Below are 24,124 nucleotides of genomic sequence, written 5' to 3' on the forward strand. Positions count from 1 at the left end.
GGGCGTCCGATCACTTGAAGACCGGGACGTTCACCGTCGTCGACAGCCACTTCTTGGTGATCGCGTCGAGCTCGCCGCTCGAGCGGAGCGCATCGACGGCCTCGCTGACCTTCTTGGTGTTCGGCGAGTCCTTGGGCAGCACGATGCCGAACTGGTCGCCGCCCGAGTTGTCGGCGAACTGCCCGCTCACGACCCCGTTGTCGATCTGCGAGGCGGAGAGGTAGAAGGCGGTCGGGAGGTCGGTCGCGACCGCGTCGACCTGGCCGGTCTTGAGAGCGAGCACCGCGTCGTCGTTGGAGTTGAAGACGGAGATGTTGTCGCCCCCGACCTCCTTCTTCACGAGCGTCAGGGTGGTGGTCGCGGTCGCAACGCCGATCTTGATCTTCTTGAGGCCCTCCACCGAGGTCACCGAAGCGGCCGGCGACGACTTCGTGGTCACCAGCGCCTGGCTGGTCGTGTAGTACGGCGACGAGAAGTCGACGGCCTTCTTGCGGTCGGCCGAGATCGTGAACTGCTGGATGTTGAGGTCGAAAGTCTTCGGTCCCGGCGCGATGGCGCTGTCGAAGGTGGTGCGGGTCCAGACGACGTCGCTCTTGGCGAAGCCGAGCTTCTCGGCGACGGCGTAGGCGACGGCGGCCTCGAAGCCTTGGCCGCTCTGCGGCTTGTCGTCGATGACCCACGGCGAGTAGGCCGGCTGGCCGGTCGCGATCGTGAGCTTGCCCGCGGTCTGCGTCTGCAGGCCGTGGCTCGACGCGCCGCTGCTCGACGGGGTCGAGCTGCAGGCGGCCAGGGCGGCGACGACGACCGCGGCGCCGACGGCGGCGAGCACACGGGTGAAGCGGGAGGAGGCTGCGGACACGGGAGCACCTTTCAGACGGTCTCGGGCGACCAAATCATTCGATGGTAGAGGGAAACGTCGCGTGCGCGCGCGACGATTACGGATTATGTACGTCGTGCAGGGTGAAATCGTCGAAGCTGAACCCCGGCGAGACGACGCAGCTGACCAGGGTCTCGCCGTCGGAGGGCAGCGTGCGCTGCCACACACCCGCCGGCACGAGCGCTTGAGCGCGCTGGCCCGCTGCTTCGTCCGCGCCGAGCGTCAGGACCTCCCCGGCCGCGGGGGCGTCGCCGTCGCCGCCCAGCTGCAGGGCCAGCGTGTCGGGGCCGTGCCACAGCCAGAGCTCGTCGGAGGTGACGACGTGCCACGCCGACGCCTCCCTCGGCGGCAGCAGGAAGTAGATCAGGGTCGCGGCCGGGCGGTCGCCGCGCTCGGTGGCGACGACGGCGTCCGCCGCCCACGTGCGGCGGTACCAGCCGCCCTCGGGGTGCGGCTCCAGGCCGAGCGCGAGCGCCCGGGACGGCGGCACCACCCACTCGATGAGTTCGCCGGAGACCGTGCGCCTGGCGACAGGCTGCACGGGCTCGACAGGCTCCACCGACTCGCTCATGAGCTCACCTCCGCGTTCACCCGTGGCCCGGTCCACGACGGGGCCGACCAGCGCGTGTCGCCGCCGATGACCGTGGCGGCGACCCGCCCGGCGCCGGCCTCCACCAGCTCCGCCAGGGTGTCGCCCACCCGGCCGACCGGCACGTCGAAGAACGAGAGGTCGGCGAGTGCGCCGACGGCGAGGTGGCCGATGCGGGCCGGGCCGATGTCCAGACCGAGAGCGTGGGCGCCGCCGAGGGTGGCGGCGGACAGCAGCCGGCTGTGCAGGTCGCGCCGCGTGTAGCCCTGCTCCCTGGCGATCCGGTGCAGCGCGGCGACGTCGCTCATCAGGTCGAGCGAGGGGCTGGACGACAGGGAGTCCGTGCCGACGGCGATCGCGCTCCCCTCCTTCAGGTACGCGGCGACGGGAGGCGGCGCGAGACCGATGACCTCGTTGGAGCGCGGGCAGAGCGCGACGGACGTTCCGCGCGCACGCAGCAGCGCGCGGTCCTTCGCCGTCATGTAGACGCCGTGGGCGACGTGGCAGTCGGGCCCGAGCACGCCGAGCCGATCCACGAACTCCGTCGCGCCGGTGCCGAAGCCGAGCGAGCGCAGGGCGCGGAAGCTCTGCACCCCGACGAAGTGCCAGGCGCGGTGGGTGTCGCCGCCCTCGGTGTCGAGCCGCTCCTCCTCGAAGGCGGACTCGCCGAGATGGATGTGCAGCCGCTGGCCGCGCTGCCGCACGATGTCCGGCATGTCGAGGAGCGGAACGGTGTCGAGCGAGTAGGGGGCGTGCGGCGACAGGCCGGCGCCGGGAGTCGCCGGGATACCCTCCAGATCGGCGATGACCTGCTCGCGACCGCGCTCGTTCCATTCGGCGGTCTCCCAGTTCATCACCTCCCAGAACGCGATGCCGCGGAGCCCCGCGACATGGAGGACGTCGGAGGCCTCCCGGTCGGTGACGATGTCGGCGACGGCGGTGACGCCGTGTCGGATCAGCTCGTCGGCGCCCAGCAGTGCATCGGCCCGCCAGTCGTGCGGCCGCTCGTAGACGACCGTGAACGCGTCGGCCCAGTCGTCGAAGCCGGAGTACTGCCCCGCGCCCACCTCGGCCATGCCGGTGTACTGCAGGTGGGAGTGCGCGTTCACGAGGCCGGGCAGCAGAGCGCCGTCCCACCAGTGCTCGAGGTAGGGCACGTCCTGCTGCTCCAGCGAGTCGATCACCCAGCGCCGCTCGCCGACGTGCAGGATCCGCCCGTCCGCGACGGCGACCGCCCCGCGCAGGATCGGCGGCGCCGTCATCGGGACGACGAGGCCGGCCGAGAAGACGGTGACGTCGCCCCTCATGCGATGCTCCCGAAGCGCGGCCAGAGCGGTACGGGGGCCGCGGGCGCGGCCGCGTCGTCGATCCGGAGGCCGGCCGCGGCGAGCGCCTGGGCCGCCACCGCGTCGTCCGCGGCAGCGGGCAGCGGATGGACGCCCGGCGTGAGGGTCCCCGCCGTCTCGACGAGGTGGCGGATGGCCGACAGCTGCACGGCGAACGACAGGTCCATGATCTCGATGGGGTTGCCCTCTCCGGCTGTCACGTTGATGCAGCCGCCGCCGTCGAGGAGCTCGACGCTCGTGCCGCCGGGGAACGCGATCCGCTCGCGCTTCCAGCCGATGACCTCGCGGGTCGCGCCGGCCGCGAGGGCGTCGTCCACGGCCACCTCCTGCGGCACGCCCCCGGCGACGGCGACGACCGCCGACGGCGGGCAGGCCCGGAGGACGTCGAGACCGATCGTGTCGCGCACTCCGGTCGCGGACACCACCAGGTCGGCCGCGGCCACCGCCTCCACGAGCCGCGACACCCGGAACCCGTCGTAGCTCGCCGCCAGCGCGCGCACCGGGTCGGGCTCGGCGACCACGACCGCCGCGCCGAGCGCCCGCGCGTGCCGGGCGACCCCTTCGCCGACCGGCCCGTAGCCCGCGACGACGACGGCAGCGCCGAAGAGGTCGAGACCGGTCAGACCGAGGATCGTGAACAGGCAGGACTGGCCGGTGCCGTAGCGGTTGTCGAAGAGCGTCTTGCTGCGCGCGTCGTTCACCGCGACGACGGGGATGCGCAGGAGTCCCTCCGCGGCCATCGCCCGCAGCGGACGCAGGCCGCTGGTGGTCTCCTCCGCCGCGCCGATCATGCCGTCGAGGAGGCGCGGCGCCGCCTCGTGGGCCAGCCGGATCACGTGCGAACCGTCGTCGACGAGCACGGCCGGGCGCTCCTCGAGGAACGCCATCGCGAGCGCCCGGTGCTCGTCGGGCCCCGCGGCGGCCCTGGCGTGGACGCGGAGGCCGGCCTCCCGGAGCGCGTCGGCCACGTCGTCGTCGGTCTCGTCGGGGTGGGAGAACACCGCGACCTCGGCGCCCGCGTCGCGGAGCATCAGTGCGAGCACGGCCGTCTTCGGCTCAAGCACCATGCTGACGCCGATGCGCACGCCGCGGACGGTGCCGTCCTCCGCCAGCTGTGCGGCCAGCCGCGCGGACGCGGGCATGAACCGCCGCGCCCAGGCGATCCGGTCGGCGGCGGCGCTCTCGTGCGGGCCGTGCCGGGTGTCGTCGAGTCGCACGACGACGACGTGCGGGAGGGAGGTCGCCCGGACGCCCGCGCGCAATTGGTCGGCCCGCGCGCTGTCGTCGGCGACCGCCGTGCCGTCCGGGGTCGCGTCCACGAGCACGAGCGGCCGGTCGGGGTCCGGGGCCAGCGCGTCGAGGTCGCGCGGCAGGAGCGGCGTCCCGCCTTCGCCGCTGACGAAGAGGTAGTCGGGCGTCTCGCCGGCGGCGACCCTGCGCGCACCGATCGCCGTCAGCAGGGCGACCAGCGCCTCCGAGTTCGGCCCGGCGCCGCGGACGTCGAAGCGCCGTCCGGCGATGGAGAGGTTCGTCGTCTCCGCGAAGCCGAGGATGACGGACGCCGCCCACTGCCGGGGGCTCCGGCTCGCCACCTCGAACACGCGATCAGCATATCGGTCGGCGGCATCCTCCCGCCGAGGGGCACGTTCAGGCCCTGTCGTGCAGCGTGATCCGGTAGCCGTCGGGGTCGGCGAAGGTGAAGGTGCGCCCGAACGGGCCGTCGATCGGCGCGGAGACGATGGTGCGGCCGTCGGCGACGAGCGCGTCGTGGATCGCCTGGACGTCGGTGGCGTGCAGCCAGAGCGCGACGCCGATGCCGGGCTGGTCCACGGCGTCGAGGTCGGTGCCCTCGACGAGGTCGCGGAGCGCGAACGCGATCGGCGCCGTGTCGAAGACGACGGCGTGCGGCGGCCCCGCCGGTGAGCGGACGAGGCCGAGGTAGGTCTCGTAGAACGCCTGCGAGACGTCGAGGTCGCGGACCTGCAGGGAGATGAAGTCGGGGCCGGTGGCGGACATGATGGAACTCCTTGTGTCGTGTCAGTTTTCTGACATGTATCAACCTATGTCAGACTACTGACATGAGTCAAGGCGCTGAGGGCATCGATCTGGAGACGTCGCTGGGCTATCTGCTGAAGGAGGCGTCGAGCGCCCTCCGCACCGCCATGGAGGAGGTGCTGCGACCGCTCGGGATGAGCGTGACGCACTACTCCTGCCTCGAGCTACTCGCCCAGCGCCCCGGCCTCTCCAACTCGGAGCTCGCGCGCGGCGCGTTCGTCACGCGGCAGACCATGAACGTGCTGCTCCAGGCGCTCGAGCGCGACGGCTTCGTCACCCGCGCCACCGAGGCGCCCGTGGGCAAGGCGCTGCCCACGCAGCTCACGCCCCGCGGCCGGCGGAGCCTCGAGAAGGCGACGGCCGCCGTCCGGTCCGTGGAGCTGCGGATGCTGTCCGGCATGAGCGAGCCAGAGCGGGCGGACGCGTTCCGCAGCCTGCAGAGCATGGTCAGGGCGCTGCGCGGCGCGTAGCGGCCGAGCCGGTCACCGCCGACGCGGTTGCACGACCTCCGCCTCCAGCAGGTGCTCGACGACGGGCTCCCCGTCGGCGAGCGCCCGCGCCCGGTCGAGCAGCTGGCGGTCGTACTCGGTCATGCGCTCCTCGTGCTGGCTCAGGTGCTCGCTCCACGACCCGACCTGGAACGCCTCCACCAGGACCGCCGGGTCCTCGCGGTCGGTGTAGAGCCGCCAGTCTCTGGCACCCGTGCGGCGTCGTGAGCGGCCCACGGCGTCCATCCGCTGCGCGAACTCGTCGCGGCGCTCCGCGGCGACCGCGTAGCGAATCAGCACCAGCACCGGCGTCGCCGCGAGGTCGTCCGGCTCCTCCCCCTGCACGAGCGGCACGTCGGTCAGCGGCATCGTGACGATCGCCCTGCCCTTGTCCCTGGTGTCGATCGCGGGTCGCAGCGCGCCGACGATCCCGAGCACGACCAGCAGTGCCCCGCAGCCGAGCAGCACGCCGACGACACCCACCCAGCTCGCCAGGGCACCGGTAGCGGCTGCTCCGACGGCGGTCGACCCGAAGAGCACCAGCTGATAGATCGAGAGGCCGCGCGTACGCACCCACACCGGCAGGAACGACTGCACGGTCCCGTTGATCGTCGCGATCACGCCGATCCAGGCGAAGCCGGCGATCACCAGCACGACCAGCACCACCCAGAGCAGAGAGGTCAGGGCGACGACGAGGATGCAGACACCGAACACGGCAGAAGCGACGGCGACGATCGTGCCCGTGCTCCACCGCGCCCGCAACGGAGGCAGCAGGAACGCCCCGGCGACCGAGCCCACCCCGAGCGAGGCCAGCAGGAGGCCGTAGCCTCCCGCATCCAGGTGCAGCTCGGTGCTCGCCAGCACCGGCAGCAGCGCCCACAGGCCGTTCGCGGGCAGCAGGAACAGCGCGAGCCGCAGGTACAGCCCGCGGATCGCGCCCGCGTTGCGCACGTAGCGCAGGCCGGCGCGGGTCGCGTCCAGGAACCGCTCCGGCCGGCCGCGCTTCGGCGTGTACCCGCGCCAGGCGAACAACGCGATGAGGAAGACGAGGAACGACAGCGCGTTCGCCACGAACACCGCGGTCACCCCCAACTGCGCGACCACGAGGCCCGCCAGCGCGGGGCCGATCGCCCGCGCGACGTTGACGCCGATGGAGGACAGCACGGCGGCGTCGGCGATCATCGGCGCTGGCACCACGTCGGGCACGACCGCCTGGTACGCGGGCAGTTGGAGCGCGGAGCCGGCACCGAGCAGGAACGTCACCGCGAGCAGCAGGGCCGGGGTCATCGCGCCCGCCCAGGTCAGCCAGGCCAGGCCGAGCACGATCAGGAACTGCGCCGTCTGCACCACGATCAACAGCGTCCGCCGGTTGAAGAACTCGCCGAGCACCCCCGCCGGGAGCGCGAGCAGCAGCACGGGGGCGGCGGCAGCGGTCTGCACCAGCGCCACCACCGACGCCGGGCTCCCCTGCTCGACCAGCAGCCACTGCGCCCCGACGGTCTGCATCCAGCTGCCGATGTTGCTGACCAGGCCGGCGATCCAGAGCAGCCGGAAGACCCGGACGCCGAGCGGCGCGAACGCGGAACTCATCGTGGTGCCGGCGGGGTCGGGTCGGCGGACAGCAGCCGACGCTGCCGGAAGTATCGCGACTCCTGGTATGCACCGTGGAGGACGATCAGGACCAGTGCACCGAGGACGCCGACCACGACCGCGATCGCGAGGTTCCGGCTCGGCCAGTAGACGAGCAGAGCGATCCCGACGCCGGCGACGATCGAGTTGACGATCGCGATCGCCGACGAGATGGTGAAGAACACGCCGCGCCGGTACCCGCGCTGCCCGATCTCCAGCAGTTCGTTGGGCGCACTCCCCTGCGGGACGGGGAAGAACTCGTCAGCGCCCGGCAGCAATCCCCCGTAGTAGCGGCGGATCCGCTGGATGGACGCGAGGGCGGCGACGTCCTCCAGTGACGTCTGCACGAGTCGTTCGTAGGTGAAGACGCCCAGGATGACGATGACCGGGATCACCACGCCGAGGAAGACCCCCGCGTAGGGAGTGGCCGCGAGGAAACCGAACGCCACCAGCCCGCTGGAGAGCGTCATCAGGTAGAGCGAGGCCCGGCTGCTCGACTCGCTCACGGTGATCCCGCGCGCCGACTCGAGCACGAAATGCTCGGTCAGCAGCGCGTTGTAGAACGCCAGGGGCCGATCCCCGAGCGCCGCCGCCGAGTCCCGGGCGTCCGGGATCCCGGGTCGCTGCTGCGGGTCCGTCACGACCCGACCACGACCGTCGACGGCCAGCGGCCGAGCTCGGCGGCCGCGCGGTAGGTCGCCTGGAGGAACTCCTGCACGAGCGCATCGGGATCGGCGGACCGGCGCACGGTCTCGTACGGCAGCAGGAACTCGCCGAGCTCCGCGCTGAAGTACGCGCCGGCGGGCACCGGCGCGTCCGAGAATCCCTCCGGAGCCGGGTACGCGTACGAGTAATACGCTCCCTCGGTCCCTCCCCCCGGCCAGAACCCGGCGCTGCTCAGCTCGCGCGAGTACCCCTCGAGCATCACGCTGTCGGGGCAGTTGGGCGCGCCGCCGGGGTGCGCGGGGGCGTCCCGGCCCGAGAACCGGGTGACGGCGAGGTCCATCGCGCCCCAGAAGTAGTGGACGGGGCTGACCTTGCCGGTGAAGTCCGACCGGAACCGGCGCAGCTGCCGGTCGGCGTCGATCAGCTGCAGCCAGAACGCGTGCGCGTGCTCGGGCACATAGGTGCAGTGCTCCACGTCGTCGGCGAACGGCACCGCCACCTCGACCTCGTTCGGGACGGGATGGATCTGGACCTCCACCCCGAGCTCGCCCAGCGCCTTCAGCGTCCCCTCGTAGAACGACGCGACCGACTGCCCGGCGAACGGAAGGACGCGCTCCCCGCCGTCGCTGGTGCGCAGCACGAGCCGGTGCTCGACGAAGTCGAACTCGATGTCGAGGACGCCCGCGGGAATCGGGATCGGCCCAGTGCTCAGCCCGCGGGCGCTCAGGTACAGCGTCACATGCCACCAGTGGTTCACCGGCGGGGTCAGCGCCATCCGGATCTTGCCGACGACCTGGGTCCACAGGTGGAGGGTGTCGCGGGTGTCGCGCCACGCGTCGATGGGGAGCTCTGTGCGCATCGGTGTCCTTCCGCGAGACGAAGAGGTGCTCCGTCAGATTACGGTGTGCGGAGGCCGACCGAAACGGGCTGCGGGCCGCGTTGCGTCACACCCGGCACAGTGGCCTGGCCAAACGTCTCGAGGACGCGGAGAATCCCGCCATGAACGCGAAGGGGAAAGATCTCGCCCGGGCCGCCCGGCACAAGAGGTGGCGCGCGAGGGTGCTTTGGCCTTCGCTGCTCAACGCTGGGGTGACGACCTTTTTCGTTGTGATCTTCGGCAGTTTGGTCGTCAACGCGATCGTCGGAGGGATCAACGACATGAAAGCCGCGGACGCAGCCTCGTGCAGCGCACCAAACAACCTGATACTGCTCGGACCCTCCCAGATTCACGCTGAAGGCGGCTACCTCACCTACACATCCACGCGATTGAAGAAGACCTACGTCTATCCGCCCTCTTCCGCGTTCGATGGGAGCCTCTCGACCGCCTGGGTCGCCCCAGAGAAGAACGGCGGCGTGGGGCGCTTCATCACTGTGACGTTCCGAGGCCACGCGCACGATGTCCGACTGATATGTATCGTCAACGGCTACGCGAACGGTGGTCTCTCACAGGCCGTGGCGGCCGATGGTTCCGGATTCCTCGAGAACGGATCCGTCGGTGCGATCACAATAACGACCGACACCGGCTCGAAGACGAGCTCGCTGCCGTCACTCGACACTACGAGCCCGTTCCGGTTCGTGCAGCCTCTGACGCCGACGGGCGAGACGACGTCGGTGAAGTTCACAGTCAAGAGCTACGTCCCACCGCTGGATCCGAGCCCGAACAACGGCCCCGTGTCAGCATCGATCACCGAAATCCAAGTCTGGGTGATGCCATAGTTCTCTCTACCGAGCGTCGTCCGCGGCGTCGATCGCATCGCCGACCGACACGTCGAGTTTGAGGCCTGCCGCGAGCTCCACGCTCTCCAGCACGCGGACGTTGTTGAGGATTCGGACGGCTTCATCGGGTGTCCAACGGTGATCGGGATTGAGCCGCTCCTGCAGCGCGAGCACGTCACGGGCGAGTTCGAATTGTCGCCGCTCGTTGTCGATGCGAGCGCGACGCAGCTCTTCCCGCTGCAGATCATTTTCGAGCTCCATCGCAGCCAGCTGCTCGTAGCGCATGTCGACGCTCACGTCGGTCGTTGCGTCCAGGACGGTGTTGCTGAGCACCCGGCCTTCGGTTTCAGCGTCCTTACTCCTTCGCTCGGCCGCCCCGTTCAAGAGCTCGTTGATCAGCGAGGCGATGCCCTTCCCCACACTGAGGGCCAAGCCGACGGGGGCTGTGAAAGCTTGAAGCGGGCTCCCGTAGCCGACGGAGGCGACGTTCACGATGGTCCTTCGCACCCGCTTCAGCGCGCCACTGAGGTCACGCCCGGGTTCACCGCCCAGGGCGTAGTCAGCCCACGGAGTCTCCTCCCGCAACGAGGCAGCAAGGTTTCGATTGGTGACGAAGTCGGGCGACACTGCTGCCCAGCCCAACGCAATGACGTCGAACGCCGCGCCGAGAATGCGCGTCACCTCGTCTGCCGAGAGGTCCTCCAGAGCGTAGACACGAGCGCGGAGGAGGACCGGACTCCGCACCACGGGCGGCGGAAACCGCGGGGTATTGATCAACATGGCCGCATTCTGTTCCCACGATGCGTGGCCGCGCCAGAGTGAGCTCGATCACCGGAACAGGGCTCACCGCTCAGTCACCCGATGAACGCAAGGATGTCCTTGTCGAGCTCCTCCTGGTAGGCGCCGTAGATCCCGTGCGGCGCGCCGGGGTAGACCTTGAGCGTTCCGTCCTTCACCAGCTCGATGGACTTCTCCGCCGCTGCTGCGATCGGGACGATCTGGTCGTCGTCGCCGTGCGCGATGAAGATCGGCACGTCCAGCGCCTGGAGGTCGGCGGTCTGGTCGGTCTCGCTGAACGCTTTCACGCAGTCGTAGGCAGCGGCGAGGTTGACCAGCATCCCCTGGCGCCAGAAGTCGTCGATGAGGCCCTGCGAGACGGGCGCCCCGTCGCGGTTGAAGCCGAAGAACGGCAGAGCCAAGTCCTTCCAGAACTGCGACCGGTCGTGCAGCACGTTGGCGCGGATGCCGTCGAAGGCCTCGATCGGGGTGCCCTCGGGGTTCGCGTCGGTCTTGAGCATCAGCGGAGGCACCGCACCGGCCGTGACGACCGCGCGCACCCGGCCGGCGCCGTGCTGCGCCGCGTACCGGACGACCTCGCCGCCACCCGTCGAGTGCCCGACCACGACGAGGTCGCGGAGGTCGAGGTGGTCGACGAGCTGCGCGAGGTCGCTCGCGTACGTGCTCATGTCGTTGCCGGTGTACGTCTGCGACGACCGGCCGTGGCCACGGCGGTCGTGGGCGATCACGCGGTATCCGGCGTCGGCGAAAACCTTCAGCTCGACCTGCCAGGCGTCCGAGCTCAGCGGCCAGCCGTGCGAGAACAGGACCGGACGGCCGGAGCCCTGGTCGGTGTAGTAGAGCTCGGTTCCGTCGGAGGTGGTGAAGTGCGGCATGGCGTCTCTCCCTGTGTGGTGATCGTTCTGTTGTGTGGTCGTGTCGGTCAGTCGGCGGGCAGGAAGCGCCGGATGAAGTCCAGCGCAGGCTGGGCCACATCGCGCCAGCCGTGGTCGATCGTGAGGGAGTGCCCGCGCCCTTCGATCTCGACGATCTCGGTGACGCCGGGGTTCTTCTCCTGCAAGTGGAAGGTCGACCGGGTGATCGCGAGCGGCACGGTGTGGTCCTCCGCGCCGGCGATGATCAGCAGGGGGCCGCGGCCCGGGTTCTTCGTGTCCGCCGTGATCTCGTTGTTCGAGAACGGGTTGAAGTTCGCGACGACCGCCTGGAACAGCGGAGCCCCGGCGGCGGGCACATGGTACGTCTCGTACAGTCTGCGGGCCTCCTCCTCGTCCAGGTTGTTGGCCCAGCCGTACTGGAACTGCTCGAAGGTCAGGGCGACAGCACGGCCGCGGTTCGCCGGGTTGCCGAGCACCGGGAAGGCCGACTTGATCGACGACGCCGGCAGCGGCAGCACGCCCCGGAACGGCGCGTTGTCGATCGCCACGGTGGCCGCGGACGCGCCCTCTCCGGCGATCTTCTGGGCGATCAGCCCGCCGAACGAGTGGCCGATGACCGCCGGTTTCGCGGTCAGCCGCGACATCGCGGCCAGGTAGTGGTCGGTGACCTGCTGCACCATCTTCTTGGCGAACACCTCGGGATGCTCGCGCGCCTCATCGACGCTCGGCGGGTCGTCCGGCCACCCGGGGGCGATGGTCGCGTAGCCGTTCTGCTCGAAGAGCTCGCGCCAGGGATCCCAACTGCTGGAGAGCAGCCACAGCCCGTGCACGAAGACGACGACAGGGCGGCCCGTCGCGTTCGCGCGCTCGATCTGGTCCAGCTCAGCCTCGGTGATATCGGTCATGGTGGCCTCTCCTGCGGCCCGGCGGCCGCCTCTCGACGAAGGTTAGGTCGTGGTGTCGCGGGGTGTCGTGTGCTGTGCGTGCACCGGTCTGGCGGATTCGTGCACGCGCTCCTCGCGCCACTCGCGCGGGCTCGTTCCGGTCACCCCGCGGAAGGTCCGCGAGAACGCCGAGTGGTCGGTGAAGCCGCAACGCTGCGCGATGGTGCTGATCGCGAGCCCGGCCAGTGCCGGGTCGGCCAGCATCCGCTGGGCCCGCCGGATCCGGTTCGCACGGATGTAGTCGCCCAGGCCGATGCCCTGCTGCGCGAGCACGACGTAGAGGTAGCGCACGGAGATGTCGTGGGCGCGTGCCACGGTCGCCGCGTCCAGCCCGGGATCGGCGAGGTTGAGGTCGATGAAGCACACCACGCGCTCGCCGAGCGTGAGCGCCGCGGCCGAGCGGAGCCCGTTCTCGTCGTCGAGCACGACGCCGAGGACGACCTTGACGATTTCGAGGGTCGCCCGCCCGAGGGCCGCGACGGCATCGGGATGCTCGAGCGCCGTGCGGGCCGTCTCATCCAGGTAGTGCGACGCGATCCGGATGCGAGGATCGCGCGCGCTGAGCACGCGGGCGGTGACCCCGCGGAGCCGGTTCCAGCCGACCCCGACGTCGGCGGCGGCGATGGTGATCGTCCGCTGCGCGCCGACGCGGTCCTGGTAGGTCGTGAACGGGGAGGCCGTCGTGCTGATGACGAGATCGCCCGGCCGGGGTGCCGCGCGCCGGCCGTCCTGCTCCAGCTGCACGTGACCGGAGCGTTCGAGGTGCACGGTCACGAGCTCCGGGATCGCACTGTCCCTGGTGCTGACGTCGCGCACGACGTGACCTGTCGCGCCGTCCACGCGGAACGACTCCACGACGCCGAAATCACCGACCACGCGATCGAACTCGGCCCGGAGACGCTCGGCACGGGACAGTCGCAGCCGGAGTGGAAGCGCGTAGCTGCGGAACGCATCCTCCAGCACGGCGGCGCGGTCGGCCGCCGGGACCTCGTCGAGGGTGAACACCGCCACGCGCTCTGTCTAGGGCCCGGATGGGGCGGGTGTCAAGATCCGCCCTGCGGACGCCCCTCTCGATCGGGACGGGCGGCGGCGCCGCGCCGGGCTAGCGACCCTGCGGAACGCCGAAAGAGCCGGTGCTGAACGAACCGGTGCTGACGGGGACGGTCTCGGCGGCGATGTCGGTTTCGGTGTCGCGGAGGGTGCGCTCGATGTGGTCGCGAAGCGAGCTCATGGGGGTGGTTCCTATTCGTGGTGCGGGTAACCAAGACATCCTGCGCCATGGTTCCTGAGAACTCGCACAGCGCGGTCCGTGATCGGAGTATCGTCACGGCATGTGCCGGAACATCCGCTGCCTCCACAACTTCGAACCGCCGACGACCGACGACGAGGTGCGTGAAGCCGCCCTGCAGTTCGTCCGCAAGGTCAGCGGCTCGACCCGTCCCTCCCGGGCGAACGCCGCGGCCTTCGACCAGGCGATCGACGAGATCGCCCAGGCCACCCGCCGGATGCTCGACCAGCTGGTCACGAACGCTCCCCCGAAGAGCCGCGAGCTGGAGGCGATCAAGGGTCGCGAACGCCACGAGAAGCGGATGGAGCGGGAGGTGCGCATCCGCACGATGGCGGTGTGACCCGCCGTCACCCTCCGGCGGCCGCCAGCTCCTCGCGTGTCGGCGGGTTCGCGCCGCGGCGCCCGACCGTGACCGCCGACGCCACGGCGGCGCGCGAAAGGACACGTTCGAGTGCGTCGACTCCGATCTCGCGGAGGGCGTTCCGTCGCTGCGCTCCGATCAGCCCCTCCGACGCCAGCCCGTCGAGCAGCGCTGCCGTGAACGTGTCGCCGGCGGCCACCGTGTCGACCACCTCGACCCGGTGGGCTGCGCACGCGACGCGCGCACTGTGCGAGAAGCCCAGCGCACCTCGCGCACCCCTGGTCACCACGACGAGCGCCGCACCGGCCTCCAGCCAGCGTGATGCCGCAGCTCGTGGCGAGCTCCCCGGTGCGAGCCAGGCGAGGTCGTCGTCGCTGAGCTTGATCACGTCGGCGAGCGCGAGCAGGCGCTCGATGCGGACGCGGTCGCCCGGGCCGACGAGCGACGGGCGGATGTTCGGGTCGATGCTCACGGTGGAGGTCGACTGCACATTTCGCAGGTAGCGCTCGACGGCATCGGCTCCCGGTTCGAGCACGGCGGCGATGGAGCCGGTGTGGACGAGCGGGGAAGGAGCGACGCCGGACAGGTCGACGTCCCAGGCGATGTCGAACGCGTAGTCGGCCGACCCGTCGGGCGCGAGGACGGTCTCCGCCGTCGCCGTGCGTGCCGTGTCCGTCGACTCGACGGTGACGCCGGAGGCGGCCAGCCAGGCCGTGAGCCCTTCCCCCCGCCGATCGCGGCCGATGGCGGTGGCGAGCCTCACCCGGTGGCCCAGCCGGCCGAGCGCCAGGGCCGTGTTGGCCGGACTGCCGCCGAACGCCTCGTGCGCTCCACCCGGCCCGGTGAACACGTCGACGAGCGCCTCGCCGATCACCAGGACGTCGGTCGCGTGCGCCGCGCTCATCGACCGGCGGCGACGGCGGAGCCGCAGGACTCCGCGCGTGCCGGAGGGCCGAGCACGACCTCGCCGTCGCGGACGGAGATCGAACGCGGGTCGGCGATGGCGCCGACGAACGACCCGTCTGGCGCGGTGTTCTCGAACGCCAGGAACAGGGGCAGCTCCGTCACGCGGTCGCGGATGACGCGACCGACGTACAGGTCGTCGCCGGTCAGTAGCTGCGCCCGTCGTGGATCCCACCGGCCGTCGGCATCGGCGATGACCGTCCAGATGCCGCCCGTGGTGCCCGTGCGTCGCCTTTCCTCGGCGAGGTCCGGGGCGAGGCAGGAGAAGAAGAGCACGCTCTCGCCGTCGATCTCGGCCGTGTTGAGCACCTCGAGCTGGCCGAAGCCGCCTCCCGGCTCGCTGAGCGGCGGCTGCAGCTCCCAGGTCTCCAGGTCGTCGGAGAGGGCGGTCGCGATGACGCCGCGATCGTCGGGCCGGCCGTGGTTGGAACGCGCGGTGACCAGCATCCGCCAGGCGCCCGCGCGCTCGTCGCGGTACACCCACGGGTCGCGGAAGGCCTCGTCGTGCCAGTATCCGTCGGCAAGGCGTTCGTACCACCGCGAGTCGGCGGCGAGGACGGGGTTCCGCTCGCTCTTCGTCCAGTCGTAGAGGTCGGGCGAGGTCGCCACTCCGACGCTCTGCACGTTGCTGCCCTCGCTGAGCGCCGTGCCCGTGTAGAACATGCGCCAGAGGCCGTCGTCGCCGCGCACGACGCTGCCCGTCCAGGTGGCGAGCTCGTCGAAGGCGGGGGCGTCGCCGCGCACCAGAGCGTCGACCACCCGGGTCCAGTTCACCAGGTCGTCGGAGACGGCGTGTCCGATGGAGGCGCGGTAGTGTCTGGCGTCCGGATCCTTCAGCGCTTTCGACGCGTACAGGAAGAACAGGTGGTACCTGTCCCCGTCGTCGGCGAGCCAGAAATCCCACACCCAGCTGTCGGGGAGGACGAACATACGGTCAGCCTTTCAGCCCTTGCGAGGCGATGGAGTTGACGAACGAGCGCTGGAACGCCACGAACAGCGCCAGCACCGGAACGGTGATGATGCTCGCGTAGGCCATGATCTGACCCCACGAGGTGTTGAGCTGCTTGAAGTAGTCGATGCCGACCATCGCCGGGCGCACCGCCTCGCTCTGGGTGACCATGAGCGGCCACAGGTACTGGTTCCAGGCGGGCAGGAAGGTCAGGATCGCGACGGTCGCCACCGCGGGGCCGGCCAGCGGCATGATGATGCTCCGGTAGATGCGGAACCAGCCGGCGCCGTCGACGCGCGCCGCCTCGTCCAGCTCCTTCGGGATGGAGTCGAAGTACTGGTAGAAGAGGAAGATCGAGAACGCGTTGGCGATGAACGGCACGATCTGCACCGTGTAGGTGTCGAGCCAGCCCTGGACGAGTTGGGTGCCGTCGAAGTACGGCAGCTGGTTGACCTCCCACAGCAGCGGAAGAGCCATGACCTCGAACGGCACGATCAAGGTCGCCAGAATCACGCCGAGGGCGATCCGGCCGCCCGGGATCCGCATCCGGGAGAGCGCGAACGCCGCCAGAGAGTTCACGATCAGTCCGAGGCCGACGGTCAGCACCGAGATCAGGATGGAGTTGAACAGGAACTGCGCGAACGGCACCCGGTCGAACACGCCCAGGTAGTTGTCGACGCTGAGGTGGCCGACCGGCAGGAACGCCTGGATGCCGTCGAGGTCGTGGAAGATCTGCGCGTCCGGCTTGAAGCTCGAGACGATCATGAAGACCAGCGGCAGGCCGAACACGAGCGCCAGCACGATCTTGACCGCGAGCGTCAGCGCAGGGCGCCAGACCGAACGTCGCCTCCGGTCCGGCTCGATGGCGTGCGGGGTGTCGATGTCCGCGACGTCGCGGATGGTGTCGCTCATCGCCGGGCCTCCTTGTCGCGGGTGAGGAATCGCTGGATGAGGGTGACCGCGAGCACGAGCACGAAGAACACCAGGGAGATGGCCGACGCGTAGCCGGTCTGCTGCTGCTGGAATCCGCTGCGCACCGCCTGGAAGACCAGCGTGGTCGTGGAGTTGAGCGGGCCGCCCTGGGTCATGATCTGCACCTGGGTGAAGAGACCGAACGCGGCGATCGTGATCGTGATGAGGATGAAGGTGCGCGTGGCCCGCAGACCGGGCCACGTCACATGGGCGAACTGCTGCCACCGGGTGGCGCCGTCGAGCGACGCCGCTTCGTAGAGCTCGGCCGGCACCGTCTGCAGGCCGGCGAGCCAGATGATCATGTGGAAGCCCATCGCCTGCCAGGCCGACATGAGGATGATCGCCAGGAGCGCCCAGTGCGGATCGCCGAGCCAGTCCGGCCCCTGGATGCCGATCTTCGCCAGCAGCACGTTGATCAGGCCGTCCTTCTGGTACATGAACAGCCAGAGCATCGACACGACGACGATGGAGGTGACGACGGGGAGGAAGAACACGGTGCGGAAGAACGTCGTCCCGCGGGTCCTCGTGTTGACCAGGAGCGCCAGGACGAGCGCGAGGCCGGACTGCAGCGGCACGATCACGACGGTGAAGATGATCGTGTTGCGCAGCGACGCCCAGAAGGTGTCGTCGGTGAAGAGGGCGACGAAGTTGTCCATGCCCACGAACTGCGCGGGCTCGGGCGACACCAGGCGGGCGTTGGTGAACGCGAGCCCGAAGGTCAGGCCGATCGGGACCAGCAGGAACGTGACGATCAGGACGGCAGCGGGCAGGAGCATGACCCAGCCGACGGCGGCCTCCTTGCGGCCTCCGACGACGCGTGTCCTCGTCCGCCTGCGCGGGGCGGGTGCGACGGCGCTGCGTTGCGGCGCCGGCTTGGCGATGGTGCTCATGAGTGACGTCCTTGTCTGTCGACTGGTCCGGTCCGGGCGGGGAGAGGCGCCGCCCGGACCGGGCCAGCGGTTGCTGAAGGCGGCGGCTACTTGAAGTAGTTGTTCGACTTCTGGTTGGCGTCGATGTCCTTGACCGCCTGGTCGAGGGTCGACTTCGGGTCCGCGCCGTTGATGATGTCCTGCGCGGCCTTCGTGAAGGTGGTGGCGATGAACGGATAACCGGGGGTCACCGGGCGCACCTCGGCGAACTTCTTCGAGAACTCGCGGAAGATCGCGTTCTCGCCGCCCGCCTGGTAGCCGGGGACCATCGCGGCGGCGGCGTCCGTCGCCGGGATCGTTCCCGTCGCCGTGGCGACCGCTGCGACGTACTTGTCGGCCGCGGCGAACTTCATGTACGCCAGGGCGCCGGCGGAGTCGGAGCAGGTCTTGGAGACGCCCCACTGCCAGGAGGCGCCGCCGATCTTCGGGCCGTTGCCCAGATCCACCGACGGGAGGAAGACCGCGTCGTCCTTGAACTGCGCGCGGACCTGCTCGGCGGCCCAGCCGCCGTCGTAGAGGATGCCGGTCTTGCCGTTCACGAAGTCCGCGACGGGGTCGGTGCCGGACTTGGCGGAGATGTCGCCGCTCACGACGAGACCGCGGAACCACTTCGCCCAGTCGACCGCCTTCGCTCCGTTGAGGACGCCGTCGGCGGTCTTGTAGCCGTTCCGGTCGATCAGGTCGCCACCCGCGCTCTGCAGGAACGGCGAGTAGGCGTACGGCCACCATTCGCCGGTCAGCCCGGTGGAGAAGTCGGCGGGGTACTGGAATGTGCCGGACGCCTTCAGCTTGTCGAGGGCCTGCTGGAACTCCGCCTCCGTCCACGGCTGGTCGACCGTCGGGATGCGGATGCCGGCGGCCTCCAGCGTGGATTTGCGCGACATCATCGCGAGCGCGACATCGTAGAAGCCGTACGAGTAGGTCTTGCCGTCGTACGTCCCGACCGTCGACGGGAGGAACTTCGACAGGGTCGAGTCCATCCCGGTGAGCGGCGCCAGATAGCCGGCCCAGGCCCAGTTCGGCACGTTGGGGCCGTCGATGTCGAGGATGCAGGGCAGCTTCTTGGAGGCGGCAGCCGCGGTGACCGACTGGTTGTACGAGTCCTGCGGGAAGGCCTGGACCTTCACCGTGTACTTCGACTGCGACTTGTTGAAGTCGGAGACGATGGCTTCGATGGCCGACAGCTCCGCCGAGTTGCCGGCGTTGTGCGTCCACATGACGAGCTGGCCGCCGGACGTGCCCGTGCCGCCGCCGCCCTTGGCACAGCCGGTGAGAGTGAGCGCCGCGGTGGCCGCGACGACGGCCGTGGCGATGAGCGCCCGGCTGATGGTCTTCCTCACGATGGTGATCCTCCGTTGGATGTGTGATCGTCGTCCCGCGTGGTGCGGGCGATGCTGAACGCGTTTAGCTTGCTGCTAAACGCGTTTAGCAAGGTAGAAAATAGCAATAGGATGAGGCCTGCGCAAGCGCGGCGGGAAAATCTCCTGCTTGAATGGTCCGCAGAGCGAAGGAGGTCGGCATGCCGGAGAGGGTGACGATCGCCGACGTCGCCAGGCGAGCCGGCCTGTCCAAGGCGGCCGTCAGCCTGATCCTGAACGACCGCCCGGGTACGCGCCTCTCCCCCGAGACGGCCGAGCGCGTGCGGCGGATCGCCGAGGAGCTCAACTACCGGCCGAACCCCGCGGCACGCACACTCCGGTTCGGCAAATCGCCGATCATCGGGTTCGTGTCCGACGACGTCACGCTCACCCGCTACGCCTCTGCGATGATCCGGGGCCTCCTCGATGTCGCAGAGGACCACGAGCACACGGTGCTGATCGCGGAGACCGGCCACCACCCCGAGCGGCTCGGCGACGCCCTCGACGCGATGGTCGACCGCCGGGCAGCCGGCCTCGTCTTCGGGTCGATGGCCGCCCGCCGAGTCGGCCTGCCCCCGCTGCCCGACGACATCCCGGTCGTGATGCTGAACGCGACGACGGCGACCGAGTACCCCGTCGTGCTGCCCGACGAACGGGCCGCCGGGGCCGCGATGACGCAACTGCTCCTCGACGCCGGCCATCGCCGGATCGCGCTGCTCGGCCGGATCGCGCCGGAGATCCTCCCCCCGGAGGAGTCGGTGACGATCCTCGACCGCTTCGCCGGGATCGACGGCGTGCTCGCCGACAACTCCATCGAGCTCGTGGCCGACCTGCACGAGCGCCACTGGGAGCCGGAGGCCGGCTACCGGATGGCCCGCGAACTGCTCGAGAGCGGCGCCGACGTCACCGGGCTCATCTGCCTCAACGACAATGTGGCCTTCGGCGTCTACCAGGCGTTCCAGGAGGCCGGCGTGCGCATCCCCGACGACGTCTCGATCGTCTCCTTCGACGACGACGTGCTCGCCTCCATCCTGCGCCCGTCGCTCTCGACCGCGCGGATCCCCTACGAGCAGATGGGCCGCAAGGCGATGGAGCTGGCGCTCGCGGGCGACAGGACGCCCGCGCGGCACCTCATCCCGATGCCGGTGGTGGAACGGGACTCGGTCGCGGTCGTGAACGGATGATCGTCTTCGACACCGAGGATCACCCGGTCCGTGAGCGCACCGACGCGCTGCAGGCCGCGTTCTCGGGTGTGGGCGCCATCGAGGTCGCCCTCGGGACGGCGGACGGCGCTCGTCGGTGCCGCATGGATGTGTGGGAGTGCGAGAACGTCAGCTTCTTCGCCTCGGATGCGACCGGCCTGTCGCTCCGTCGCACGTCGGCCCACTTCGACAGCGCGGGCGAGAACCTCGTCTCATTGACCGTGCAGTGCCGTAACGAGCTGCGATACGACAAGGCCGGGCGCCAGGTGCTCGTCCGGCCGGGCGAGCTGGCGCTCAACGACGGCCTCACCGCCTACTCGGTCGAGTGGGAGGGCGTCGGCGGCGCCCTGGCGATCCGGATGTCGCACGATGTGCTCGGAATCCCGGCCGGTGTGATCGGCGCGGCGGCGCCCGCCCTTGCGGCCAGCCCGCTCTACGACCTCGTCCGGAACCAGATGGTCTTCCTCAGCAGGAATCGTGCCGGGCTCGAGGGCACAACGGCCGGCGAGCAGGTCGCGCAGTCGACGCTCGCCCTGGTGCGCGCGTTGGTCCTGTCCGCCGTCGATCGGCACTCGGAGGGTCCGTACTCCGGCGAAGCCGAGCTCGTCGAGACGATCCTCCGGTTCATCCGGGAGAACCTCGACAATCCCGGACTCACGCCCGCAGCGGTCGCGGCGGCGCACCATGTCTCGCTGCGGCAGCTCTACAAGCTGTTCCATCGCGGGTCGCTCTCGGTGGAGCAGACCATCATCGTCGAGCGCCTGCGCGCCGCACGGGACCTCCTGTTGCGCACCGGACCCGACGCCCTGTCGGTGACGACCATCGCCTACCGGGTCGGCTTCCGGGATCCCAGCCACTTCGCCCGACGGTTCCGGGCCGAGTTCGGTGTCGGCCCGTCGGACTGGCGGTCCGCCCACTCCGCACGGGACTGACCGCCGGACAGCGGGCCAGCGCGATCGCGGCGTGCACGGTGAGTCGGGAGTCGTGCACGGTCGGACCGGTCCCGTGGGGCCGCGGCTGGCAGATTCGGACCATTGTGACGCGGCGGAACGCGTCCACCGACCGGAAGGAACCCGACATGACCGACACCCTCGCCGAGTGGGAGCGCGCCGAAGTCGCGCGGGCCAACGACACCGACCGCACCCCGGTCGTGTTCGTGCATGGGCTCTGGCTCCTCTCCAGCAGCTGGCAGTCCTGGCGCGACCTGTTCGAGGACCTCGGGTACGTCACCCTCGCCCCGGGCTGGCCCGACGACCCTGCGACCGTCCAGGAGGCTCGAGAGCACCCGGAGGCCTTCGCCCGCAAGATGGTGCAGCAGGTCACGGATCACTACCTCGACGCCATCGCCGCGCTCGACCGCGCGCCCGTCGTCATCGGGCACTCCTTCGGCGGGCTCATCGCGCAGAAGATCGCCGGCGTCGGGGCGGCCTCCGTCACGGTCGCGATCGACAACGCACCGTTCAAGGGTGTGCTGCCCCTGCCCGCATCCTCCCTGAAGTCCGCCGCTCCCGTCCTGACCAATCCGGCCAACGCGGGCCGCGGGGTCACGCTGACCTGGGAGCAGTTCCAGTACGGGTGGGTCAACAACCTCAGCCAAGAAGAGGGCAGGCGCCTCTACGACACGTACCACGTGCCGGCCGCGGGGGTGCCGCTCTTCCAGGCGGCCTTCGCCAACTTCAACCCGTTCGGCGGAGAGACGCAGGTCGACACCAAGAACCCGGAGCGGGGGCCGTTGCTCATCATCGGCGGCGAGAAGGACCACACGGTCCCGCTCGCGATCACCCACGCCAGCTACAAGCTCCAGTCGAAGAACCCGGGCGTCACCGAGTTCGTCACGATCCCGGACCGCGGCCACTCGCTCACCATCGACTCGGGATGGCGGGAGGTCGCCGACACGGCGCTGACCTTCATCGACCGCTTCGTCTGATCGGCGCTACCTGGCGCGCCTGACCTGAACCCCGCGCGAGAGCCCCGGTGCGAGACCGACCGTCTCACGCCGGGGCTCATCGCCGTCCGGCGACCCGCTCCGAGTGTCCGCATGGCGCTGCTCGTGCGCATTCCGTCTCCGCCCTGGTGGGCAGAGGACCCACTCGTTCGCTGTGGCGCGGACGATGGATTCGCCTGCGCAGGCCCATCCAATCGGGAGGGCGGGAGGTCCCACCGTCGTCTCGGCAGGTATTCACCCTGAGAATCACCCCGACGTCGCGTCATAACGGAGGGGTGACCACGTCTCTCAGGTGAACCACGCGAAAGTACCCCTCCGTTGCGACGGCCCCCGAAGCCGTCGCGGCTCCCTCACGCCCCGAATGCGTGCGGCTGTCGAGGAGGGGCGTTGTCCCGTTCTTCCGAGGCGTGTTCGTCGCGCCCCGGAAGGACCGCTTACCCGAAAGCAGTGAAACCCGAGATGCATCACCCTGCCCTGCGCGGCACCCGAGCCGCCAAATCCCCCTGGCCGAAGCGGATTATCGCATCGCTGGTGGCCGTCCTCCTCTCACTCACGGGGCTGGCGGCCCTCGCGGCGCCCGCGAACGCCGCCGAGATCCCCGGAGCGATCACGAGCGTGAAGACCGACAAGTCGTCGTACGGCTACAGCGAGCGCCTCCGCCTGGACTTCACCTGGGCCGTCCCGGACGGCAGCACGCCAGGCGACACGTTCTCCCTGCAACTCCCCGACGCCCTGAACGCCGCGAGCCTCGCCCGTTTCACCCTGGCCGCCGCGGACGGGAGCCCGGTCGCCACTGCCGCGTGGAACGGCAAGACCGTGGTCTTCACACTCACCGACTACGTCGCGTCGCACCGTTCGGTGGCCGGATCCGGCTTCCTCACCGCGCAGTGGGATCACAGCGTGGTCACCGAGACCGGAGGGCCGGTCGTGCTCACGTTCGGCACGAGCGTCACGACGGTGGAGATCGCCCCGAAGCCGACCCCGAAGCCCACGGACCCCGGCACCTCGCAGCCGTCCACCCCGCCCACGCAGCGCGGACTCTGGAAGGGCGCAGGCTGGGCCGACGGCTCGTACGAGGGCACCCGCGATCCCAAGGACAACATCAACTGGCTGGTCGAGCTGCCGGGCAACCCCACCGGATTCACCGGCCCCATCGACATCGTCGACCAGATCGGCCCCGGCAGCGCGATCGACTGCGCCACCATCCGGATCACCACGCGCGGCAGCCTCGCGGGAGGCACCCCGACCACCGCGGTCGATCCCTACCGCTACACCGTGGACTGCGCGGGTGCATCGCTCCACATCGTGCTCGACCGGATCGCGCCGAACGAGTTCATCGACGTCCGCTACCAGGGCACCATCACCGATCAGAGCCTCGGCAACTACTCCAACGCCGTCACCGTGACGGCCCCAGGGCAGACGTGGACCAAGACCCAGACCATCAAGCGCACCGCGGCGGGCGGCGTCGGCGGCGGGACGCAGTCCGTCTCCGTCGGGGACTACGTGTGGCTGGACACCGACGCGAACGGACGCCAGGACGCCGGCGAGCACGGCATCCCGGGCGTGACGTTGAAGCTGACCGGACCGACCGGCGCGCCGGTGACCGGCGTCGGCGGGCAGGTCGTGGGCCCCACCGTGACCGACGCCCAGGGGAAGTACCTCTTCTCCGGCCTCCCCGTCCTCCCGGCCGGCCAGCACTACACGGTCACGATCGACCGGACCGCGTCGGCGAAGGCACTCGACGGGCTCACACCCACCCGCGAGCACGTGGGCGACACCCAGGGCGACTCGTCGACGTGGACCGCCGAGTCCACCGACCTGACCACGGACGGCGCCTCCGACCTCACGCTCGACTTCGGGTTCCACGCGATTCCGACGTCCACGCCGACGCCGACCGACCCGGCCACGACCACCCCGGGCGGCCAGGTCGTCCCCAACCCGCCGGCGACCCCCGCCCACCCGGCCGCCGCCGGCACCGGCGACCCCGTGGCGCTCGCGCACACCGGATCCGACATCGCACTCCCGATCGTCGCTGCCGTCGTGCTGCTTGCGCTCGGCCTGGGCGGGGTGCTGCTCGGCCGGCGACGCCGGCCCGCCCACCGCGGCCAGCTGCACGGCTGATCGCTCCGACCACCCTCCGAGGGACGCCCGTGTGCGGGCGTCCCTCGGATTTG

The 24,124-nt window shown here is 70.2% G+C and carries 25 protein-coding genes; 7 read left to right on the forward strand and 18 right to left on the reverse strand.

Features of this window, described 5'->3' with window-relative positions:
* Positions 1-10: 10 nt before the first annotated feature.
* The 5 genes from JNB50_RS21640 to JNB50_RS21660 form a co-directional block, all read right to left on the reverse strand.
* Positions 11-859: an ABC transporter substrate-binding protein gene (locus JNB50_RS21640; RefSeq protein ID WP_208042200.1), complete on the reverse strand. Its 849-nt coding sequence runs from the start codon at positions 857-859 to the stop codon at positions 11-13.
* Between the two features lie 76 nt (positions 860-935).
* On the reverse strand, positions 936-1,448 hold the full coding sequence (locus JNB50_RS21645; RefSeq protein ID WP_208042201.1) for a cupin domain-containing protein: 513 nt from the start codon (positions 1,446-1,448) through the stop codon (positions 936-938).
* On the reverse strand, positions 1,445-2,773 hold the full coding sequence (locus JNB50_RS21650; RefSeq protein WP_208042202.1) for an amidohydrolase family protein: 1,329 nt from the start codon (positions 2,771-2,773) through the stop codon (positions 1,445-1,447). The genes JNB50_RS21645 and JNB50_RS21650 overlap by 4 nt, the downstream gene beginning before the upstream one ends.
* Positions 2,770-4,413: an adenosylhomocysteinase gene (locus JNB50_RS21655; RefSeq protein WP_208042203.1), complete on the reverse strand. Its 1,644-nt coding sequence runs from the start codon at positions 4,411-4,413 to the stop codon at positions 2,770-2,772. The genes JNB50_RS21650 and JNB50_RS21655 overlap by 4 nt, the downstream gene beginning before the upstream one ends.
* A 46-nt stretch (positions 4,414-4,459) precedes the next feature.
* Positions 4,460-4,828 carry a VOC family protein gene (locus tag JNB50_RS21660; RefSeq protein WP_208042204.1) on the reverse strand — a complete coding sequence of 123 codons (369 nt, stop codon included), beginning with the start codon at positions 4,826-4,828 and terminating at the stop codon, positions 4,460-4,462.
* 62 nt (positions 4,829-4,890) lie between these two features.
* Between JNB50_RS21660 and JNB50_RS21665 the strand changes: the two genes are divergently transcribed.
* Positions 4,891-5,337, forward strand: coding sequence for a MarR family winged helix-turn-helix transcriptional regulator (locus tag JNB50_RS21665; protein ID WP_208042205.1), 447 nt, complete (start codon positions 4,891-4,893; stop codon positions 5,335-5,337).
* 12 nt (positions 5,338-5,349) lie between these two features.
* Here the strand turns inward: JNB50_RS21665 and JNB50_RS21670 are convergent, their stop codons facing one another.
* The 3 genes from JNB50_RS21670 to JNB50_RS21680 are packed head-to-tail and all read right to left on the reverse strand — an operon-like array spanning position 5,350 to position 8,509.
* Complete coding sequence (locus JNB50_RS21670) at positions 5,350-6,945, reverse strand: MFS transporter (RefSeq protein ID WP_208042206.1); 1,596 nt, start codon at positions 6,943-6,945, stop codon at positions 5,350-5,352.
* The gene (locus JNB50_RS21675; RefSeq protein ID WP_208042207.1) at positions 6,942-7,625 is read right to left on the reverse strand and encodes a hypothetical protein; all 684 of its coding nucleotides are present in this window, start codon (positions 7,623-7,625) and stop codon (positions 6,942-6,944) included. The genes JNB50_RS21670 and JNB50_RS21675 overlap by 4 nt, the downstream gene beginning before the upstream one ends.
* Entirely contained in the window at positions 7,622-8,509 is an 888-nt protein-coding gene (locus JNB50_RS21680) for a DUF5996 family protein (protein WP_208042208.1), read from the reverse strand. Before JNB50_RS21680 ends, JNB50_RS21675 begins: the two co-directional genes overlap by 4 nt.
* A 140-nt stretch (positions 8,510-8,649) precedes the next feature.
* Between JNB50_RS21680 and JNB50_RS21685 the strand changes: the two genes are divergently transcribed.
* Complete coding sequence (locus tag JNB50_RS21685; protein WP_208042209.1) at positions 8,650-9,366, forward strand: hypothetical protein; 717 nt, start codon at positions 8,650-8,652, stop codon at positions 9,364-9,366.
* A gap of 6 nt (positions 9,367-9,372) precedes the next feature.
* Here JNB50_RS21685 and JNB50_RS21690 read toward each other — a convergent pair whose 3' ends face one another.
* The 5 genes from JNB50_RS21690 to JNB50_RS25640 form a co-directional block, all read right to left on the reverse strand.
* Positions 9,373-10,146: a hypothetical protein gene (locus JNB50_RS21690; RefSeq protein WP_208042210.1), complete on the reverse strand. Its 774-nt coding sequence runs from the start codon at positions 10,144-10,146 to the stop codon at positions 9,373-9,375.
* 74 nt (positions 10,147-10,220) lie between these two features.
* Positions 10,221-11,039 carry an alpha/beta fold hydrolase gene (locus tag JNB50_RS21695; protein ID WP_208042211.1) on the reverse strand — a complete coding sequence of 273 codons (819 nt, stop codon included), beginning with the start codon at positions 11,037-11,039 and terminating at the stop codon, positions 10,221-10,223.
* A 47-nt stretch (positions 11,040-11,086) separates the two neighbouring features.
* Positions 11,087-11,944: a carboxylesterase gene (locus JNB50_RS21700; RefSeq protein ID WP_208042212.1), complete on the reverse strand. Its 858-nt coding sequence runs from the start codon at positions 11,942-11,944 to the stop codon at positions 11,087-11,089.
* A 42-nt stretch (positions 11,945-11,986) separates the two neighbouring features.
* Positions 11,987-12,994 (reverse strand): helix-turn-helix domain-containing protein, encoded by a 1,008-nt coding sequence (locus JNB50_RS21705; RefSeq protein WP_208042213.1) that lies wholly within the window; start codon positions 12,992-12,994, stop codon positions 11,987-11,989.
* Between the two features lie 91 nt (positions 12,995-13,085).
* Entirely contained in the window at positions 13,086-13,214 is a 129-nt protein-coding gene (locus JNB50_RS25640) for a hypothetical protein (RefSeq protein ID WP_279555367.1), read from the reverse strand.
* Between the two features lie 100 nt (positions 13,215-13,314).
* Here JNB50_RS25640 and JNB50_RS21710 point away from each other — a divergent pair, with 100 nt between their 5' ends.
* Positions 13,315-13,611, forward strand: coding sequence for a DUF2277 domain-containing protein (locus JNB50_RS21710; RefSeq protein WP_208042214.1), 297 nt, complete (start codon positions 13,315-13,317; stop codon positions 13,609-13,611).
* 7 nt (positions 13,612-13,618) lie between these two features.
* Here JNB50_RS21710 and JNB50_RS21715 read toward each other — a convergent pair whose 3' ends face one another.
* The 5 genes from JNB50_RS21715 to JNB50_RS21735 all read right to left on the reverse strand — a co-directional run bounded on the left by JNB50_RS21715 (position 13,619) and on the right by JNB50_RS21735 (position 18,785).
* Entirely contained in the window at positions 13,619-14,536 is a 918-nt protein-coding gene (locus JNB50_RS21715; RefSeq protein ID WP_208042215.1) for a carbohydrate kinase, read from the reverse strand.
* Positions 14,533-15,525, reverse strand: coding sequence for a glycosyl hydrolase family 32 (locus JNB50_RS21720; protein ID WP_208042216.1), 993 nt, complete (start codon positions 15,523-15,525; stop codon positions 14,533-14,535). The genes JNB50_RS21715 and JNB50_RS21720 overlap by 4 nt, the downstream gene beginning before the upstream one ends.
* Before the next feature lie 4 nt (positions 15,526-15,529).
* Entirely contained in the window at positions 15,530-16,456 is a 927-nt protein-coding gene (locus JNB50_RS21725) for a carbohydrate ABC transporter permease (protein WP_208042217.1), read from the reverse strand.
* Complete coding sequence (locus JNB50_RS21730; RefSeq protein WP_208042218.1) at positions 16,453-17,406, reverse strand: carbohydrate ABC transporter permease; 954 nt, start codon at positions 17,404-17,406, stop codon at positions 16,453-16,455. Before JNB50_RS21730 ends, JNB50_RS21725 begins: the two co-directional genes overlap by 4 nt.
* 86 nt (positions 17,407-17,492) lie before the next feature.
* Positions 17,493-18,785, reverse strand: a complete 1,293-nt coding sequence (locus JNB50_RS21735; protein WP_307794835.1) for an extracellular solute-binding protein — start codon at positions 18,783-18,785, stop codon at positions 17,493-17,495.
* 179 nt (positions 18,786-18,964) lie between these two features.
* Between JNB50_RS21735 and JNB50_RS21740 the strand changes: the two genes are divergently transcribed.
* From JNB50_RS21740 to JNB50_RS21755, 4 genes are all read left to right on the forward strand, one after another.
* On the forward strand, positions 18,965-19,987 hold the full coding sequence (locus tag JNB50_RS21740) for a LacI family DNA-binding transcriptional regulator (protein ID WP_208042219.1): 1,023 nt from the start codon (positions 18,965-18,967) through the stop codon (positions 19,985-19,987).
* Entirely contained in the window at positions 19,984-20,937 is a 954-nt protein-coding gene (locus tag JNB50_RS21745) for a helix-turn-helix domain-containing protein (protein ID WP_208042220.1), read from the forward strand. The genes JNB50_RS21740 and JNB50_RS21745 overlap by 4 nt, the downstream gene beginning before the upstream one ends.
* Positions 20,938-21,083: 146 nt before the next feature.
* Positions 21,084-21,932 carry a carboxylesterase gene (locus tag JNB50_RS21750; protein ID WP_208042221.1) on the forward strand — a complete coding sequence of 283 codons (849 nt, stop codon included), beginning with the start codon at positions 21,084-21,086 and terminating at the stop codon, positions 21,930-21,932.
* Between the two features lie 549 nt (positions 21,933-22,481).
* Positions 22,482-24,071 (forward strand): SdrD B-like domain-containing protein, encoded by a 1,590-nt coding sequence (locus JNB50_RS21755; RefSeq protein WP_208042222.1) that lies wholly within the window; start codon positions 22,482-22,484, stop codon positions 24,069-24,071.
* Positions 24,072-24,124: the final 53 nt, after the last annotated feature.

This window comes from Leifsonia sp. TF02-11 (assembly GCF_017565305.1).
Taxonomy (GTDB): Bacteria; Actinomycetota; Actinomycetes; order Actinomycetales; family Microbacteriaceae; genus Leifsonia.